Below are 14,936 nucleotides of genomic sequence, written 5' to 3'. Positions count from 1 at the left end.
CGCTATCAGGTGCTAATCGGAACCAGGACGAAGAACAGATAGGAGAGAATCGTCGCGAGCGACGGGCCGATGATCCACATCGAGACGTACTTCATGATCGCTCGGGGGTTGAACAGATCGCCCGCGTTCAGTACCTCTGGGGGCTCTCGCTCGCCAATTTTCGTCACCGGCGTCTCCGGTTCCGCGGTCAACGCACCCATCTCGATTTCGACATCGGTGTCTCCGCGAATAACGTCTCGAGCGGCGATTGGACGCGTCGCTCGCCCCCAGCCGAGGCCGACGATGGTCATCACCGACCCCATGACGAGACTGATCGGGATGCCCATGTACGACAGCGTCGTCGTAATCGTCGAGGCCGTGATCATGACGATCAGGGCCGCCAGCAGCGGGATGTCGCTGAGTTCGCTCCCCACTGACTCCATCGTCCGTCTGGCGATCGTGAAGCCGCCGATCCCAATCGCGATCGTGGCGATGATGATCGCGGTGTCGTCCGGAAGAGCGTTGCTACTGACGAGCGGGGCGACGGCGTTCGGGACATTGCTGGCACCGGCGCTGAACGCCATGTAACAGCCCACGACGAAGACGACGACCGTCCCGGCCAGTTCCTGCCGAGTCGTGTTCGGTCCGAGGGCGGGCTTGGGGAACGAGCCGCTCCGGTCCAGGGCGAGCAACGGCCCCGGCGTCTTTCGAATTGCGTACCGCCGATTGAGTTCCGGGTAGACGTAGCGGCCGAGCACTGCCCCGACCCAGAGGCCGACGACTGGGGTGACGATCCACCAGGTCACGATCTCGCCGATCGTCGCGAAATTGAGCGTGTCCGTCGCCAATCCGAGGCCGGCGATGGCCCCGACGGTGGTCATCGACGTGGGGACGGGCACGCCGAAGACGTTCGCCACGAGGATGCCGAAGCCGATGAAGAAGAGCACGGCGACGCCGGCCTCGAGGCTGATCTCGGTCGTGATGATTCCTTCGCTGAGGGTGTCCATCACGTTTCGGCCGACTGTCGTCCCGCCCAGAAAGACGAAGAACGTCATCAGTGCCGCGGCGGTCGTTTTCTTGAGCAGTCCAGCACCGACGGCGGGCCCCCAGGCGATCCCCGTCGACGACCCGCCGATGTTGAACCCGACGAACAACGAGGCGACGACGCCGACGACTAACACGGCAGAGAGCATCACGGGGCTGTACCGGGATCAGACAGAAATAGATTGTGAGACGGGAATTCGAGAGCGGGGACTCGAGGCCGTGAGATCTGGGCTATCGCACGAGGAGAACGATACGCGAGGTGGACAGTGAACCGCGGAAGGAACGGTATCGCGACTCGTCACTCCCCCTCGTCGGTCCGTTCTCGACCGTTCCCCGGATTCGCACCGCTCGAGTCCCCGTCGCGGTCCTCGATATCGTCGCCGTCCTGGGCGCGTTCGTCGTCGAGACTCGAGTACTGCTTCTCGCGTCCCGTTTTGCCTTCGAAGTCGCTCGAGTCGGCCAATTCGTCCGAGTTATTCGAGTTGTTCGAGTGGCTCGAGTCGTCGACGACGATCGTAACGGGGTCAGTCACCGCCTCGTCGTTCGCCCCCTCGCGGTCGAGGAGACGGTCGAGGGTGAATATCGTGTTGAGTTCGCGCTGGACCTGATCGAGGACGCCGCCGACGAGTTCGCTCGGCTGAATCGCCGTGTACTCGTAGGGGTTGTTGCCGGCGCCGCCACTCGCCCGTTTCTGCCGGCTGACGCGGTCTTCGTCGTGCAGCTCCGCCAGCGCTTCGCGAACCGTACTCGGGTACAGTCCCGTCCCTCGAGACACTTCCTCCGACGTGCTCCCGGGGTTGGCCAGCAGGTGAATGTAAATCTTCGCTCGTGTCTCGGTATCGAGAATCCACGAGAGGAGGTCGACGATTCGCTGGTCGACTTCGTCGGCGGTCTTCGTTCGATCCGTGACGTCCGCTTCGCTCCGGGGGGTGTCGCCAGGTGGCGCCGTCGAGTCCCGTGGCGACGCGTCGGTCGCCTCGCCCTCGCCCGCCTCGAGATGGGCGTCGGATTCGTCGGGTACCCGACGCTCATCGGTATTGTCGGAAGTCATGTGTCCTCTCGGCTAGGACAACGGTCACGGCGCTGTTAAACGTTTGCGGGGTATTGACACCGCTTCGGGACTCCGTCTACTCGAGGCACAGCTCTATGCTACCAAAGCACATACGTCGAGTATGACTACAGAACCACTACCCTCAGAGGAGCGAGCGAAGCGCGTGTGGTCGCTGGGCTCCTATCCCGACATCGCGCCACACTTCCTGTCGATGGCGGCTCACCTCGTCGACTCCACTGCCGTCACCGAGGGCGATACCATCCTCGACGTCGCGTGTGGAACGGGGAACGTCGCCCTCACCGCCGCCAGACGCGGGGCGACCGTGACCGGTCTCGATCTCGTTCCAACGATGCTCGAGGTGGCTCGAGAGAACGCGACGATCGCTGACGTCGACGTCGAGTGGCACGAGGGATCCGCAACGGATCTGCCGTTCGAAGACGGTGCGTTCGATGTGACGCTCTCCTGTGTCGGCCACGTATTTGCAGACCCGCCCGACGCTGCCGCACGCGAACTGCTTCGCGTCACGCGTTCGGGTGGGACCGTCGGGTTCACCTCGTGGACGCCCTCGAGTGTCGTCCCCGCGATGGGTGCCGTGATTCGCGAGTACCTCCCCCCGAATCCAAACGCCCCGGACTCACCGTCACTGTGGGGCGATCCCACCGTCGTTCGCGACCGAATTGGCAGCGGAGTCGACGAGACTACGTTCGAAACCGCCTCGGTGGTGATCCCCGCTCTCTCACCGCCGCACTACTGGGAGCGCGCGACGACCGAGTCCGGACTGTTCATCGTCGCACTCGAGGACGTCGACCAGGCGGACCGTCCTGTGCTTCGCGACGAAACCGTCGAGACGATCGAGCACTACTTCGATGAGCACCGAAACTGCGTCTCGATGGAGTACTTGCTCACGAAGGCGACCGTGGCGTAACCACTCAGAACGAACGGTCTCGAATCGTTCCCGTCTCGAGGTCGAGAGTAGCTGAATGGCGTCCAGATCGGAGCAGGCGCGAGGCGGTGTGACGGCTCAAGCTTCGATCAATAACGACTCACAGAGCGCGTCGGCACCCTCCTCCTCGCGAATCCGCCGCTGTCGCTCGGCGCCGCTCTCGCGGTCGTACACTCGCTGGATGCCGTCGATCCCGAGTCGCTCACACTCCCGGTCGACCAGTTCGCCCAGCGAGACGGTTCCCTCGAGGTTACGGTCGATGAACGCGGCGTCGTGACCGTGGCGAATCGCTCGCCACTTGTTCTCGTCGAGTAGTTCGCGCCGGTGACGGCGGGCCGTGCCAGGGTCGCCGTCCTCGTAGGCCTCGGCGAGACTCGTCACGAGCGCGTGGGTGTACTCGACGAACGCCATTACCACGTCGGGGTCAGCCTGGCCGTCCGGCGTGCGAATTTCGACCGTCCCGTGGCCCGTGTGGGGGCGCACGTCGAACCAGAGTTCGCCGCGGTCCCCGATCGAATCGGTCTCGAGCATCCGCCGTTCGTAGGCGTCGAAGGCTTCGAAGTCCTCGAAGTACGTCGGCATGCCGGTGTTCGGCAATCCTTCGAAGATCTTGGCTCGAGCGGAGTGCAAGCCGGTGTCGAACCCGTCCCAGAACGGCGAGTTCGCCGACAGTGCGAGCATGATCGGGACGTACCAGCGCAGTTCGTTGGCGATCCACACCGCCTTGTCCGCGTCGTCGACGCCGACGTGAACGTGGACGCCAGCGGTCGTGTTCCGGTGTTGCGTGTACTGGATGCGATCCAGTTGCGATCGGTAGCGCGACTTCTCCGCGTGCTCGAGTTCGCGCCAGCGCGCAAGTGGATGGAGGCCGGCGGCGGCGATCTGAAAGCCGTGATCGTGAGCGTGCTCGAGGAGCGCCCGACGCACCTCGAGCAGGGCGTCTTCAGCCTGTGCGGGGTGCTCGATCAGCGGCGTCTGGGTCTCGATGACGAACTTGAAGAGTTCGTGGTCGAGGCGGTCCTCGAGTATGTCCGGAGGATCGTGTTCGTATACCAGTTCGTCGCTGCCGCTCGTCGGGCGCCCGCGATCGTCGACGACGAAGTACTCCTCTTCGATCCCCAGCGTCCCCATTCGCGTGAACGATTCCGGCGACCCGCGTTCCATTGCCCCACTGTTATCCATCCGGGAGTAAATACCGTTTGGAGTCGGCACGCTGGGGCGGTTTCGGTTTCGAGCCCGCTAAAGGGCCGAATCCTGGCCCTCACTCCAATCGTGGTCGGGCGACGACCCCAAGATGATCGACGTGGTACGCATCCAGGCGTCGCACCTCGAGCACCTCGTAGGACTCCTCGAGTTCCTCGCGAACCCGGTCGAACACTGCGTCGGGATCCGCGGTCACGTCCTCGCTCCGGGCTTTCACCGCGAGGAGGAGTCGTCCGTCCTCGGCCAAAAATCGGCGATTCCGCGTGGCGACGTCGGCCTGTCCGCGGGTGGCGACGTCCTGGACGACGACGTCGACGTCCGATTCAACGACGTGGGCGTAGGTCGCCGGTTTGCGGGCGTCCTTCAACAGTGGAAAGAGCCGCGGACGGGACGCGGCGGCCTCGAGCAGATCCCGCGTCGGGCGCGGGGCGAACTCCACGGCGTAGGTTGGCCCCGAAAAGTCGGCGACGTGGCTCACCGTCGTGCCGCTGGCCGCCCCCAGGTAGAGGACGGTCTCACCACCCTCGAGGCCCGTGTCCATGCCCAGCTCGAGCATCGCGCCGAGTTTCGACCGGGACGGGTCCCAGGCCCGCCACGGGCCGTCGGTCGGCTCGCCATAGACGGGTTCGCCGCGCGTCGCGAGCCGTTCTTGGCCGCCGATCTCGCGGCGTTCGACGCCATCGGGGAGTGGTGGCGACGCGTCACTCATCGTCCTCACCTCTACCTCTATCTCCATCTCCACCACCACCCCCGTCGCCCTCCGCTCGAGCCCGAATCGTCTCGAGCCGCTCGGCGAGTTCGGCCTCGAGTTCCGGGCGATAGTCCCCGGAGTAGTGGTCGATCCGGGCCGCGATGGTGAGTTTGCCGGCGAGGGCGCGAGCGGCCGAGCCGCGGTCCTCGAGGCGGGTCCCGCGGACGGCTTCGTGGGTGAAGATGATCCCGTGTTTGGGCGATGTGGCGTGGCCCCGAAGGTGGGCGAACAGGGCCTCTTCGGCGCCGAGCACCTGCACCGTCCCGGAAGGTTTCTTCGCCAGCGTCTCGAGGCCGCCGGCCAGCGAGAGCAGCCGGGCGGCGAGCAGGGGCCCGGCGAGCGCTGAGAGGTTGGGGGCGACTGTCGGTGCCCGGCGCTCGACGTACGCCTCGAGGGAGTCGGCTTCGTCGGCCAAGTCGGTGACGCGGGCGGCCAGTGACTGGATTGGATCGCTCACGTCGTCCCCGGAACGCTCATCTCCGGCCAGCGACCGCGCGTACTCGACGCCCGACCCGGCGTCGGGGTCGACCGTCCCGGCCCACTCGGCGAGCCGTTCGGCGAGTTCGTTCGCCGTCCGCCGACAGTCGTCGAGCGCCCTGATCGCGTGGACTAGTTGCTGGTCGTCTGCTCGTTCGCGTTCCCTGACGGCCGCCGTCGTCGCCTCGACGGTCGCCTCGTGGAGCGCGTCGTAGTACGCCGACCGGTCGGCGGCGAATCCTGACGCCACCGCCTCGGTCGGCCAGTCCGCCGGTTCGGCGGCCGTTCCGGTCCGAATCCGCGCTCGAGACGCCTCGAAATCGCCGTCGACGAACCACCCATCGCCACTCATGGGTTCCTCTTTCGGCCGGTTCCGATTAACTCTTTCAACTCGTGGGCGCGGTCGTCGTTCGTGGAGCGTTTAGTTCGTGCTCACTCGTGGAGCGTCCCGTTCGTGCTCATTCCGTCGACGTTCGTTCGTGCCCCACTTCGCCGAGTAATTCGTCCCACGCACCTGACGGCGATCGACCGAAAACCCGGCCCTCTTTCCAACCGACCTAAACCGCACTGAACGCATTTTTCGATGAGATACTGGCGAACGCAACCCCTAAGTCACCCGAGGCAGAACGTCACGAATGTTCACATGGACGAGTACGTCGACGAGTTGACGACACTGGGACTCTCGAGTTACGAGGCTCGAGTCTACGTCGCTCTCGTAGAAAACGGCGTGATGACGGTCGACGACGTGGCGACCGAGGCGGACGTCCCGATCGGGCGGATCTACGACGTGCTCAACTCCCTCGCAGATCGATCACTCGTCAGAGCGGACGACGGCCGCCCGCGGACGTACGCCCACGTCGAGCCGTCGATGGCGATCGACCGCGTCCTCGGGCGCCGTCGAAACGAACTCGAGACGAAACGCGGCGAGTACGAACGGACGGCCTCGAGCGCCCGCCGGAACCTGACGGCGCTCGTCGAGGAGGTACAGACCGAACAGTTCGCGACCAGCGCGTTTCACGACGTCGCCGCCCGCGATCTCCTCGTCGAGCGCTTCGGATCGGCGGCCATCGAAATCCGTATCTACGTCGACTCGGTCGCGTTCCGGTCGGAGATCTGCGACGCCTTCGTCACACAGCTCGAGGCCTGTCTCGACGACGGGATCGACGTCCGACTCCTCGCGACCGAGTTCGATCCGGCCTCACCACCGTTCACGCGGTTGCTCGATTCCGGGGTACGCATTCGTCGAACGGAGACTGTTCCTCACCAGCGGTTCGTCGTCATCGACGACCGGGAGGTCTGCGTCGAGATCCTCGATCCGGTTCACGCCGACGACCTCCTCGCCGTCGTCAACTTCCGGGACGACGGAATTGCCGCCGACCTCGCCTCGAGTTTCGACGAGTGTTGGCGACGGACGGGACCGGGATACTGACCCGATCACCCGTCAACGAACTACCCGCAGGGCTTAGATCCCGAACGTCGCTCGAAGCATGTCTCGCGTTCCCGGCCCGAGACCGACGGCGACCACCGTGATCAACAGCAAGATGGCGTACCGGGGACTCTCCTCGAAGATCGACTCGTCGAATACCCAGATGATGAACACAGCAGCGATGACTTTGACGATGAGGAACGGCCACGCCGCGCCGATCACGTCGACGATCGACGCCGGGAGCACCGCTTCGGTCGTGGCAACGATCCAGGCGTTGACCGGGTGTTTCGGATCGTACCCAAGGCCGAACGCGCTGGCCCAGTCGAGGCCGATGACGTTGGCGATGCCGTCGACGCTGTGCGCCCAGATGACGACCGCTCCCATGAATCCGGTGCCCCGGTTGAGATCTGGTGCGAACCGCGTGATCGCCCCGTAGGTGACGGCGGTGACGACGGTCGCCCCGACGAGCGTGATGAGCGGGATGAGCGGGTGGAAACTCGCCAGTTCGTAGGTCGCTGCGAAGTAGCCGAGGTAGGCCACCGTCACCGTCAGCGCGGCCGTCCCGATTCCGGCGAGGGGGTACTCGTAGCCCGAGACGTACCCGTTTCGGTCGAGCCAGACCGAGACGACGACGGCGAGCACCGCGACGAAGAAGACGGTCCCGTAGATGAAGGGACTGATGAGTGCCGCTACCCACGGCAATTCCATCTGCATCTCACCGGTCTCGACGAGCGCGCGGACGTTGGCATCCTCGACGACGCGCAGCGCCCCGCCGAACAGCATGAATGGGAACAGGCCGTAGAAGCCCGCGCGGTAGCGATCGATCTCGAGGTGCTTGATCAGGAGGATGATCCCGACGAGCATGAGCACGAGGGTCGGAATGTACCCCGCGTAGGACTGCCAGGTGTAGCCCGGGCTGGCCTCCGGTCCAGTCGTGTTCGGCCCGCACTCGGTCGGTGACCCACCGTTCCAGGCGATACAGCCGTAGTTCTGGGCGTCGGCGGCGACTGGACCCCAGTAGTAGTGCCAGAGGATCTCGGCGGCGACTCGATCCGGGAATACCACCGCCGCTAGCGTGATCAACGCGACAAGCGACCCCACGACCGCTAGCCAGATTCGTCCTGCGCCGTAGCGGTCGACGTACGCTTCCATACCACCACACCGGAGTGGTCGTCGCTTACCGTTTGCGGTTTTTCGCTGCGCGAGCAAACGTCGGCCGAGACGGCGTCAGTTCCCGTCCGGCGCGATCGGCAGTTCCTGGCTGTCGTAGGTCGTCCCGAGAATAACCATGGTTTGCGAACGCGAAAAGCCGTCCATCTGTGCGATCTGGTTGAACATCAACTCGCGCAGGGCATCCGCGTCGGCGGCGTAGACGCGCATCATGACGTCCCACTCACCGGTCGTGAGGTGGACCTCCTGGACTCCCTCGATGTCGGTCAGTCGCTCGAGGGTGTCCTGTTCGCGCCCCTGTTCGACTCGCAGACCGACGAGCGCGGAGATGCCGAGCCCGATCGATTTCGGCTCGACCTGCGCGTGGTAGCCCTCGATGACGCCCGCTTCCTCTAAGCGATTGACCCGGTCGTGGACGGTCGCGCTCGACATGTCGATCTGGCGGGCGATTTCGCTGAACGGCGTACGGGCGTTTTCCTGTAGAATCCGGAGGATCGCCCGATCAGTGTCGTCGAGGTCCATACTATCGATGGACGTCAGGTCGACAAAATTCTTTGTACATCCGCAACTCGACCAATGTCGGCCTGTTTATGGGTGTTCACTCGAGATTCGTCGTATGAGCGTTATCACCGAGTTTACCGTTCCTGCGAACGCGTTCGCGCTCGAGCACACGCTCGAGACCCTCACGGACGCGACCGTGGAGGTCGAACGCCTCGCGACCCACAGCAGGGAGTGGGTGATGCCATTTCTGTGGGTGGCCACTGACGAAGACGACCTCGAGACCCTGGAGACGACGCTTCGAAACGATCCTTCCGTCGATGAACTCACCCTGCTCGATTCGGACTCGAACGTCCACTACTTCAACGTCGACTGGGCCGAACCCGTCCAACACCTGGTCGACCAGATCGTCGACCGCCACGGCGTCATGCAGGAGGCGGAAGCCGCGAACGGCACCTGGTACCTCAAACTTCAGTTCGTCGACCGGGAGGCGCTCGAGGAGTTCCAGATGTTCTTTCACGAGCAAGGCTACGCGTTCGAACTCCAGCGGATGTATCCCGGTTCCGCGCCGAAAGAACGCGAGTACGACCTCACGCCTGAACAGCGAGAAGTGCTCGTGACCGCGCTTCGGATGGGATACTTCGAGGTTCCTCGTGATGCTCAGATCGAGGACCTGTCGGCGGCCCTCGACATCTCAACGAACGCCGTCTCCGAGCGGTTGCGCCGCGCGACGGGGAGCCTGACCAGGAACGCGCTCGCCGTCTCACTCCCCACTTCTGCGGACGTGGCGGTCGAACGGTAGCGAGTCTGCCCCTCGAGGCCGATTGCAAGTCGCTACGTCTCGATGGCTCGAGTCGCCGCGAGTACCTCGTCGTGGACTTCGTCTTCTCCGTTGGAGGCGACCAGCCCTCGAGAATCGTAGCGCCAGGGTTTGCCGTCGATGTCGGTGACCGTTCCGCCGGCCGTTCTGATCAGGTGGACACCGGCGACGGAATCCCAGGGGTTCGCCCTGAGGTTCGTGATGACGCCGTCGAGTGCACCCGCAGCGACCATCGAGAGGGCCGCTTGCGCGCAGCCGTACCGGCGCATGTCGCCGAAGCGCTGGACGATCTCCCTGGTCGCGGCAGCGTACTGGTCGCGCTCGCCGAAGTCCCACCAGATGGTCGGACAGACCGCGCAGGTCTCGGGGTCGTCGCGGTCGCTGACCGAGATGGGCTCGCCGTTGCGGGTGACGCCGTCCGGCCCTGCCCAGTACGTATCGCCCAGCGCGGGCATGACGACCGCCGACCCGACCGGTTCGCCGTCCACAACGGCGGCGACAGCCGTCCCGAAGATTCGGATCCCGCGGACGTAGTTGTTCGTCCCGTCGATGGGATCGATGATCCAGGCGGGTCCCTCCGGCGGGACCGTCTTTCGCTCGTCGTCCTCCTCGCCGACGATCGGATCGTCGGGGTAGGTCTCCCGGATCACCTCGATGACCGTCCGCTGGGCGTCCCGGTCCGCCTGCGTGACGACGTCAGTCTTCCCGCCCTTCAACTCGACCGGAATGTCCTTCCGGAACGAGTCGTGGGCGACCTTGGACCCGGCCTCGGCCGCTCGAGCGGCGACCGCGGCACGATCCGCTGGCGACCCTACTTCGAGGCCCTCCTCTCGTTCGCTCATACCTCGTCTTCGGTGGACGAACGGTCAAATGGATGCCGGTTCGGGGTCACTCGAGACATCAGACCACGGAAACGCAGAAACTGGGTACTCGTACGCTGACCACACTGTCGAAACAAACCCAGTTCGGCCGAGCGTCTACCTCGGGAGTAGACGTCACCAGGAAAACATATGTGCGGCCGACGAGAGTGGGAGATATGAACCGCCGCCGATTCCTCACCGGGGTCGCGATGGGGTCGGTAAGCGTCGCGGGGTGTCTGGGGGCGGGAGAGAGCCCTGCCCTCCCTGACGGGATGACGGTCGAGACGCACCATCGCGTCGGCAGTCACCTGGTTGACGACGGTCTCGACCCGTCCGGAGAGCGACCCCACTCGTATCAGACGATTATCACGGACCGACCGACGGCTCGAGAGCGGATGCGAGACGGTGACGGAAACGAGAACGAGGACGAGGACGAGATTACGGAATTCGTCGCGGAGACCGAGTTCGACCGATCGTATCTCATCATCGTGGTGGCACGATCCTGGTCGAGCCAGCACTGGCTCGAGGTCCAGGAAATCGAACGAACCGAAGACGGTATTCACGTCTTTATCGCCTCCGATTCGGACGAGCCGACCGTCGACGATGCCGCAGTCCATTCGATTGCGATCCAAATTACCGACGAGGAGAGCGAGGAACCTGACGCCGTCGCCGTATCAATCGACGGCGAGTCGATGGGGACCGCCGAAAACACTTCGTGACCGGCCACAGACGCCTTCGGTCACGGCGACCGGAGCCGTTCGACGCGCTCGAGTGAATCCGCCTCGGACGGCGTCTTGTCCTCCCTGATCCCGAGAAACCGTGGGAACCGGAGCGCATAGCCCGAACTGTACGTCGGCGAGGTCTGGATTTCCTCGTAGCCCACCTCGAACACGACCGCTGGCTCGAGGTCGACGTCCTTGCCGTCCTCGGCACGAATGTACGGCTCGAGGCGCTCGGTCAGGTCCGCGAGGGTCTCGTCGGTGATTCCCGTGGCGACCTTGCCGATGGTCTCGAACACGCCATCTCCGGAGGCGTCCGTCGCCCGCACGGACAGCAGGAACGTGCCGAGGAAGGTTCCCCGTCGACCCTCGCCCCACTCCGCGCCGGTGACGACGCAGTCGAGCGTCTCGACGTCGGGTTTCCGCTTCAGCCAGTGCTTACCGCGCCGGCCCGGCGAGTACGTCGAGTCGGGGTCCTTGAGCATGATCCCCTCGTGTCCGGCCTCGAGCGCGTCGGCGTCGATCGATTCGATCTCGTCGGGGTCGTCGGTGAGCCAGAGGAGTGAGAGGCCCTCGGGCGTCTCGTCCCCTGTCGTCTCGGTCGCTCCCGTTTCGGCGGCGTCCTCGGGCGCTTCGGACGCGCCCGTCTTCGTTTTGGGGTCGACCCCGGGGGCGAGCACCGCCTCGAGTCGCCCGTGGCGCGCCGTGAGCGGGACGTCGAGCAGGTCCTCGCCGTCGGCGTGGAGACAGTCGAAGAAGACCGGCCGGACGGCCACATCCTCGCGCGCTTTCGCCACGTCGTGTTTTCGACGGAACCGCCGGAGCACCTCCTGGAACGGGAGCGGGTTTCCGTCGTCGTCGACGGCGACCACCTCGCCGTCCAGGATCGTCGGCACCTCGAGGGTCGCCTCGGCGAACTCGACGACCTCCGGGAGCGCGTCGGTCACGTCCTCCATGTTCCTCGAGAAGACGCGCGTCGTCGAGCGTTCGTCTCCCGATATCCTGTTGGAGGCACCCGTCGTCTCGACGCCGTCCGGCGCGTAGTGTAACTGGACGCGCGCCCCGTCGTACTTCCACTCGACAGCCGCCTCGTCCCAGGCCTCGAGCGCGTCGGTCACGCTCCCCGCTTGGGCGAGCATCGCCTGCACCGGGCGCCCGACCTCGAGGGTGAGCGCGTCCAGTCCCTCGAGCCCTTCGTCTCGCGCGACGAGGGCGACGAGGCCGTAGTCGTTCGACACCTGTAACGCGCGTTCGACGCGGTCGGCGGGGACGTCGAACGCCTCCGCGACGGCGTCGCGGACGGTCCCCTCGCCGACGCCGATGCGCATCTCCGAGAGGACGAGGCGAGCGAGGTAGCGGGCCTCGTCGGCCTCACACCGGTTGAACAGCGAGAACAGGAGGTCGACTTTCGTGTCGTGACTGCCCGAGCCGTCTGTTTCGGCCAGATTTGTGAGCGTGTCGGACACCGTCGCGACGGTGAGTTCGTCCTGGCCGCCGCCACTGCCGCTATTGTCACCCCCACCACCACCGGCGAACGCCCCCAGCCCCCGCTGGCCGCCGAACTCGTAACTCGCGGCGACGGCGCCGATTTCGCCGATCTCGGCGACGGCGTCCTCCACGTCGTCCGGGCCGACGTTCGTCCCGGCCGCGCGAGCGATCGCCTCGTAGCACGTCCGCGGGCCGATATCGAGCTTTCGGGCGTCCCAGGCGGGGAAGACCCGCCCCTGGACGAAGCGGGCGACGACCTCGAGGTCCGGGCTGGCCGCCTCGAGGAGCGACCGGACATGCGCGACGGTCTCGAGATCAGAAGGCTCGGCCTCGATGGTGGCGGCGTGGTCGGCGAACGTGGCGAAGTCCATGTCGTGGGTGTAGGCGACGGCGATCGCTTAAGGGGTTCGAGAGGCGTCGGCCGACGGTGTGATCGGCCAGTCCCCTTCCAGGCGTCGACTGGTACTAGGGCTTGTGGGTAAACAACACCGGCTTCCCGTCCTCGACGCCCGTACAGATGTCGAGCGGGATGGTCTGGTTCAGGCTCGTGTGTTCGTCCTTGCAGACGACCATGTCGTCGAACGGCTGGTCGCAGGCCGGACACGCCAGACCGACCGTGTTCTGGTACTGCTTGATCGACTCGTTTTCCTCGCGAAGCGTCGCCGAGGAGACGTACTTCTCGAACTGCTCCATGGGCTACGTGGGAAAGAACAGAGGTAAAGTGTTTCCCTGGTGGGTCTCGGGAATCAGAAAACACCACAGCGACGCCAATTCGAAAATTCCGACGGGGAGATGGCCGCTTCGATGCGGTTACTGCACCGCAGCACCCTCACCAGCGCGATCAGTAGGTCGTGTTGTTCGACAGTTCGAGGCTCGAGGAGCCGAGGTCGCGCACGCCGTTGACCAGCCGACTGTTGCGCATGGTGATATTGTGACTCTGATCGTACAGGCAGGCTGCCTGTTTGCCGCCGGTCGACTCGGCGTCAACGTCCAGGTAGAGCGAATCGGAACCGAGTTCGACGATGGGGAACTTGCTTGCGCGAAGAGTGCTCTCCCAGACCGTCAGGTCGTCGGCGGTCGACGTGATCGCGTTTCGGGTGGCGCCATTCCGCCCGGGCTGGTCAACCTCGATCGCGTTGAATCGGCAGTTGTCTCGCCCGACGCGGATGCCGTCGCGGAGTCCGGAGGCGTCGCCTGCCTTGCCGGTGATCGTGAGGTATTCGGCGAGCACGCGGTCGGTCGCGCTCGTGTTTCGGATCCACACCGGGTAGCCGCCAGCGGTTTCGTGATTGATCTTCGTATCGACGATCGTGACCTCCCCACAGTTAGGGGAGACGACAATGCCGTGATTAACGTCGTTGCCCTGCATGTCAATGTGGACGCGCTCGATTCGAGCACTCTCACAGGTGGGCATCGTCGAGATCGCGTGACTGGTCGGCATCGGGGAGGTGATGTTGACGGCCGCTCCCTTGATACGCAAGTTCTGGCCGTTCTCGATGCGGATCCCGCGCTGGCCCTCGTCCTCCGGACGGGTGTCGTCGACGGTGACCGTCGGCCAGTTAATCTCGCTGCCGTTGCCGCCGACGCGGATGTTCGCGCCGTTGCTGTTCCGGTAGGTGCCGCCGCTGACTATGATCTTCCCGGTGCCGCCGGCGGCGTAGAGCCCGTTGTCCGGGAACGCGCCGATCGTACAGTGTTTGAACTCGAGGGTACCAGCGTTCTGGTTGGCCAGGATGCCGGTCGGACCGCGCCAGCGTTCGCCAGCCGTCGGGGTATTGTTTATCCACTCGCCGCCGTGGGGAGCGCTGAAGCGCTCGACGATCCCGTAGCCGCTCGAACTGGTGACGTTGAACAGACCTGGGCCCCACGTTCCACTGTCGTGCTGACCCTTGATGTTGATGTCGCGCACCTCGAGGCGGTCGGAGACGTGCGCTTCGATGACGCGAATCCCGGTGTCGGGGGCCGTCTGGTCGACGTCGAATCCCTCGAACCGCAGGCGCCGTCCTGGTCTGTAGCCGACGCCGAGACGGAAGAGCCGGTACTTCGGGCCGTCGAAGTTGTAGTGGTTCGCGGGCACGAGCGTCGCGTCGTTGCCGATGAAGGCGACGTTATCGAAGCCGGTAAACCGGAGCTGGCTGTCCATCGCGTAGCGCCCAGGGGGGAAGTAAAACAGCGTGTTGTCGTTCCGAATGTTCCTGAGTACGGGGGTGATCGATCGATTCCCGGTGTTGTCGGCGCCGGCCTCGACGACGTTGACGACGTGTCGGTACTCTCCGTCGTACTTCGTGTACGAGCCCGAGGCCGCGGCGGTCGAAGAGAGACCGAGCGCAGAGATACCCGCAATGGCCGCACCCTTCACGAACGTCCGCCTCCCTGGCTGATAGGTGTCGGTGTCGGTGTCAGATGCTTGTTCAAAGTCGGTAGATCGCCCATCGTCTGGGTCGCGTTCGTTTGCTATTCCAGTCATGAAATTCAATTATACGTACTGGTTCTACTGGAAAAGAGAG

Annotated in this window: 15 protein-coding genes; 4 read left to right on the top strand and 11 right to left on the bottom strand. The window is 64.8% G+C overall.

The genetic code is table 11. The features are described from left to right. Positions 1–5 precede the first annotated feature (5 nt). On the bottom strand, positions 6–1,172 hold the full coding sequence (locus tag ACFQS4_RS11700; protein ID WP_497901683.1) for an inorganic phosphate transporter: 1,167 nt from the start codon (positions 1,170–1,172) through the stop codon (positions 6–8). Positions 1,173–1,321: 149 nt separating this feature from the next. Beyond that, positions 1,322–2,074, bottom strand: a complete 753-nt coding sequence (locus ACFQS4_RS11695; protein WP_497901682.1) for a helix-turn-helix domain-containing protein — start codon at positions 2,072–2,074, stop codon at positions 1,322–1,324. A gap of 121 nt (positions 2,075–2,195) precedes the next feature. On the opposite strand from ACFQS4_RS11695, the gene ACFQS4_RS11690 reads away from it, so the two are divergent. Continuing rightward, positions 2,196–2,999, top strand: a complete 804-nt coding sequence (locus ACFQS4_RS11690; protein WP_497901681.1) for a class I SAM-dependent methyltransferase — start codon at positions 2,196–2,198, stop codon at positions 2,997–2,999. 96 nt (positions 3,000–3,095) lie between these two features. Here the strand turns inward: ACFQS4_RS11690 and ACFQS4_RS11685 are convergent, their stop codons facing one another. The 3 genes from ACFQS4_RS11685 to ACFQS4_RS11675 form a co-directional block, all read right to left on the bottom strand. Then, a complete protein-coding gene (locus ACFQS4_RS11685; protein ID WP_497901680.1) occupies positions 3,096–4,181 on the bottom strand; it encodes a glutamate--cysteine ligase in 1,086 nt (361 codons plus the stop codon). Positions 4,182–4,278: 97 nt separating this feature from the next. After that, positions 4,279–4,929, bottom strand: coding sequence for a fibrillarin-like rRNA/tRNA 2'-O-methyltransferase (locus tag ACFQS4_RS11680; RefSeq protein ID WP_497901679.1), 651 nt, complete (start codon positions 4,927–4,929; stop codon positions 4,279–4,281). Further along, positions 4,922–5,800, bottom strand: a complete 879-nt coding sequence (locus tag ACFQS4_RS11675) for an NOP5/NOP56 family protein (RefSeq protein WP_497901678.1) — start codon at positions 5,798–5,800, stop codon at positions 4,922–4,924. Before ACFQS4_RS11675 ends, ACFQS4_RS11680 begins: the two co-directional genes overlap by 8 nt. A 291-nt stretch (positions 5,801–6,091) precedes the next feature. Between ACFQS4_RS11675 and ACFQS4_RS11670 the strand changes: the two genes are divergently transcribed. Then, positions 6,092–6,877 (top strand): TrmB family transcriptional regulator, encoded by a 786-nt coding sequence (locus ACFQS4_RS11670; RefSeq protein ID WP_497901677.1) that lies wholly within the window; start codon positions 6,092–6,094, stop codon positions 6,875–6,877. 33 nt (positions 6,878–6,910) lie between these two features. Here the strand turns inward: ACFQS4_RS11670 and ACFQS4_RS11665 are convergent, their stop codons facing one another. Both ACFQS4_RS11665 and ACFQS4_RS11660 read right to left on the bottom strand, forming a co-directional pair. After that, on the bottom strand, positions 6,911–8,026 hold the full coding sequence (locus ACFQS4_RS11665; protein ID WP_497901676.1) for a DUF63 family protein: 1,116 nt from the start codon (positions 8,024–8,026) through the stop codon (positions 6,911–6,913). A gap of 75 nt (positions 8,027–8,101) precedes the next feature. After that, on the bottom strand, positions 8,102–8,566 hold the full coding sequence (locus ACFQS4_RS11660) for an Lrp/AsnC family transcriptional regulator (RefSeq protein WP_497901675.1): 465 nt from the start codon (positions 8,564–8,566) through the stop codon (positions 8,102–8,104). A 94-nt stretch (positions 8,567–8,660) separates the two neighbouring features. Between ACFQS4_RS11660 and ACFQS4_RS11655 the strand changes: the two genes are divergently transcribed. Further along, complete coding sequence (locus tag ACFQS4_RS11655) at positions 8,661–9,344, top strand: helix-turn-helix domain-containing protein (RefSeq protein ID WP_497901674.1); 684 nt, start codon at positions 8,661–8,663, stop codon at positions 9,342–9,344. A gap of 32 nt (positions 9,345–9,376) precedes the next feature. Here ACFQS4_RS11655 and ACFQS4_RS11650 read toward each other — a convergent pair whose 3' ends face one another. Then, positions 9,377–10,204 carry an inositol monophosphatase family protein gene (locus ACFQS4_RS11650; protein WP_497901673.1) on the bottom strand — a complete coding sequence of 276 codons (828 nt, stop codon included), beginning with the start codon at positions 10,202–10,204 and terminating at the stop codon, positions 9,377–9,379. A 194-nt stretch (positions 10,205–10,398) separates the two neighbouring features. On the opposite strand from ACFQS4_RS11650, the gene ACFQS4_RS11645 reads away from it, so the two are divergent. Next, positions 10,399–10,941 carry a hypothetical protein gene (locus ACFQS4_RS11645; RefSeq protein ID WP_497901672.1) on the top strand — a complete coding sequence of 181 codons (543 nt, stop codon included), beginning with the start codon at positions 10,399–10,401 and terminating at the stop codon, positions 10,939–10,941. 20 nt (positions 10,942–10,961) lie between these two features. Here ACFQS4_RS11645 and ACFQS4_RS11640 read toward each other — a convergent pair whose 3' ends face one another. From ACFQS4_RS11640 to ACFQS4_RS11630, 3 genes are all read right to left on the bottom strand, one after another. Next, positions 10,962–12,800: an ATP-dependent DNA ligase gene (locus ACFQS4_RS11640; protein WP_497901671.1), complete on the bottom strand. Its 1,839-nt coding sequence runs from the start codon at positions 12,798–12,800 to the stop codon at positions 10,962–10,964. 94 nt (positions 12,801–12,894) lie between these two features. Next, entirely contained in the window at positions 12,895–13,122 is a 228-nt protein-coding gene (locus ACFQS4_RS11635) for a DUF7385 family protein (RefSeq protein ID WP_253435531.1), read from the bottom strand. Positions 13,123–13,270: 148 nt separating this feature from the next. Further along, on the bottom strand, positions 13,271–14,896 hold the full coding sequence (locus ACFQS4_RS11630; protein ID WP_497901670.1) for a right-handed parallel beta-helix repeat-containing protein: 1,626 nt from the start codon (positions 14,894–14,896) through the stop codon (positions 13,271–13,273). Positions 14,897–14,936 lie beyond the last annotated feature (40 nt).

It is taken from the genome of Saliphagus sp. GCM10025317 (assembly GCF_042663665.1).
In the GTDB taxonomy this organism is placed as follows: domain Archaea; phylum Halobacteriota; class Halobacteria; order Halobacteriales; family Natrialbaceae; genus Natronosalvus.
This window is presented reverse-complemented; position numbering and strand designations above follow the sequence as displayed.

What these genes read in the sequence shown, in the direction of transcription:
- ACFQS4_RS11700 (WP_497901683.1), bottom strand. Translation starts at nt 1,172, where the DNA reads ATGCTCTCTGCCGTGTTAGTCGTCGGCGTCGTCGCCTCGTTGTTCGTC.
- ACFQS4_RS11695 (WP_497901682.1), bottom strand. Translation starts at nt 2,074, where the DNA reads ATGACTTCCGACAATACCGATGAGCGTCGGGTACCCGACGAATCCGAC.
- ACFQS4_RS11690 (WP_497901681.1), top strand. Translation starts at nt 2,196, where the DNA reads ATGACTACAGAACCACTACCCTCAGAGGAGCGAGCGAAGCGCGTGTGG.
- ACFQS4_RS11685 (WP_497901680.1), bottom strand. Translation starts at nt 4,181, where the DNA reads ATGGAACGCGGGTCGCCGGAATCGTTCACGCGAATGGGGACGCTGGGG.
- ACFQS4_RS11680 (WP_497901679.1), bottom strand. Translation starts at nt 4,929, where the DNA reads ATGAGTGACGCGTCGCCACCACTCCCCGATGGCGTCGAACGCCGCGAG.
- ACFQS4_RS11675 (WP_497901678.1), bottom strand. Translation starts at nt 5,800, where the DNA reads ATGAGTGGCGATGGGTGGTTCGTCGACGGCGATTTCGAGGCGTCTCGA.
- ACFQS4_RS11670 (WP_497901677.1), top strand. Translation starts at nt 6,092, where the DNA reads ATGGACGAGTACGTCGACGAGTTGACGACACTGGGACTCTCGAGTTAC.
- ACFQS4_RS11665 (WP_497901676.1), bottom strand. Translation starts at nt 8,026, where the DNA reads ATGGAAGCGTACGTCGACCGCTACGGCGCAGGACGAATCTGGCTAGCG.
- ACFQS4_RS11660 (WP_497901675.1), bottom strand. Translation starts at nt 8,566, where the DNA reads ATGGACCTCGACGACACTGATCGGGCGATCCTCCGGATTCTACAGGAA.
- ACFQS4_RS11655 (WP_497901674.1), top strand. Translation starts at nt 8,661, where the DNA reads ATGAGCGTTATCACCGAGTTTACCGTTCCTGCGAACGCGTTCGCGCTC.
- ACFQS4_RS11650 (WP_497901673.1), bottom strand. Translation starts at nt 10,204, where the DNA reads ATGAGCGAACGAGAGGAGGGCCTCGAAGTAGGGTCGCCAGCGGATCGT.
- ACFQS4_RS11645 (WP_497901672.1), top strand. Translation starts at nt 10,399, where the DNA reads ATGAACCGCCGCCGATTCCTCACCGGGGTCGCGATGGGGTCGGTAAGC.
- ACFQS4_RS11640 (WP_497901671.1), bottom strand. Translation starts at nt 12,800, where the DNA reads ATGGACTTCGCCACGTTCGCCGACCACGCCGCCACCATCGAGGCCGAG.
- ACFQS4_RS11635 (WP_253435531.1), bottom strand. Translation starts at nt 13,122, where the DNA reads ATGGAGCAGTTCGAGAAGTACGTCTCCTCGGCGACGCTTCGCGAGGAA.
- ACFQS4_RS11630 (WP_497901670.1), bottom strand. Translation starts at nt 14,896, where the DNA reads ATGACTGGAATAGCAAACGAACGCGACCCAGACGATGGGCGATCTACC.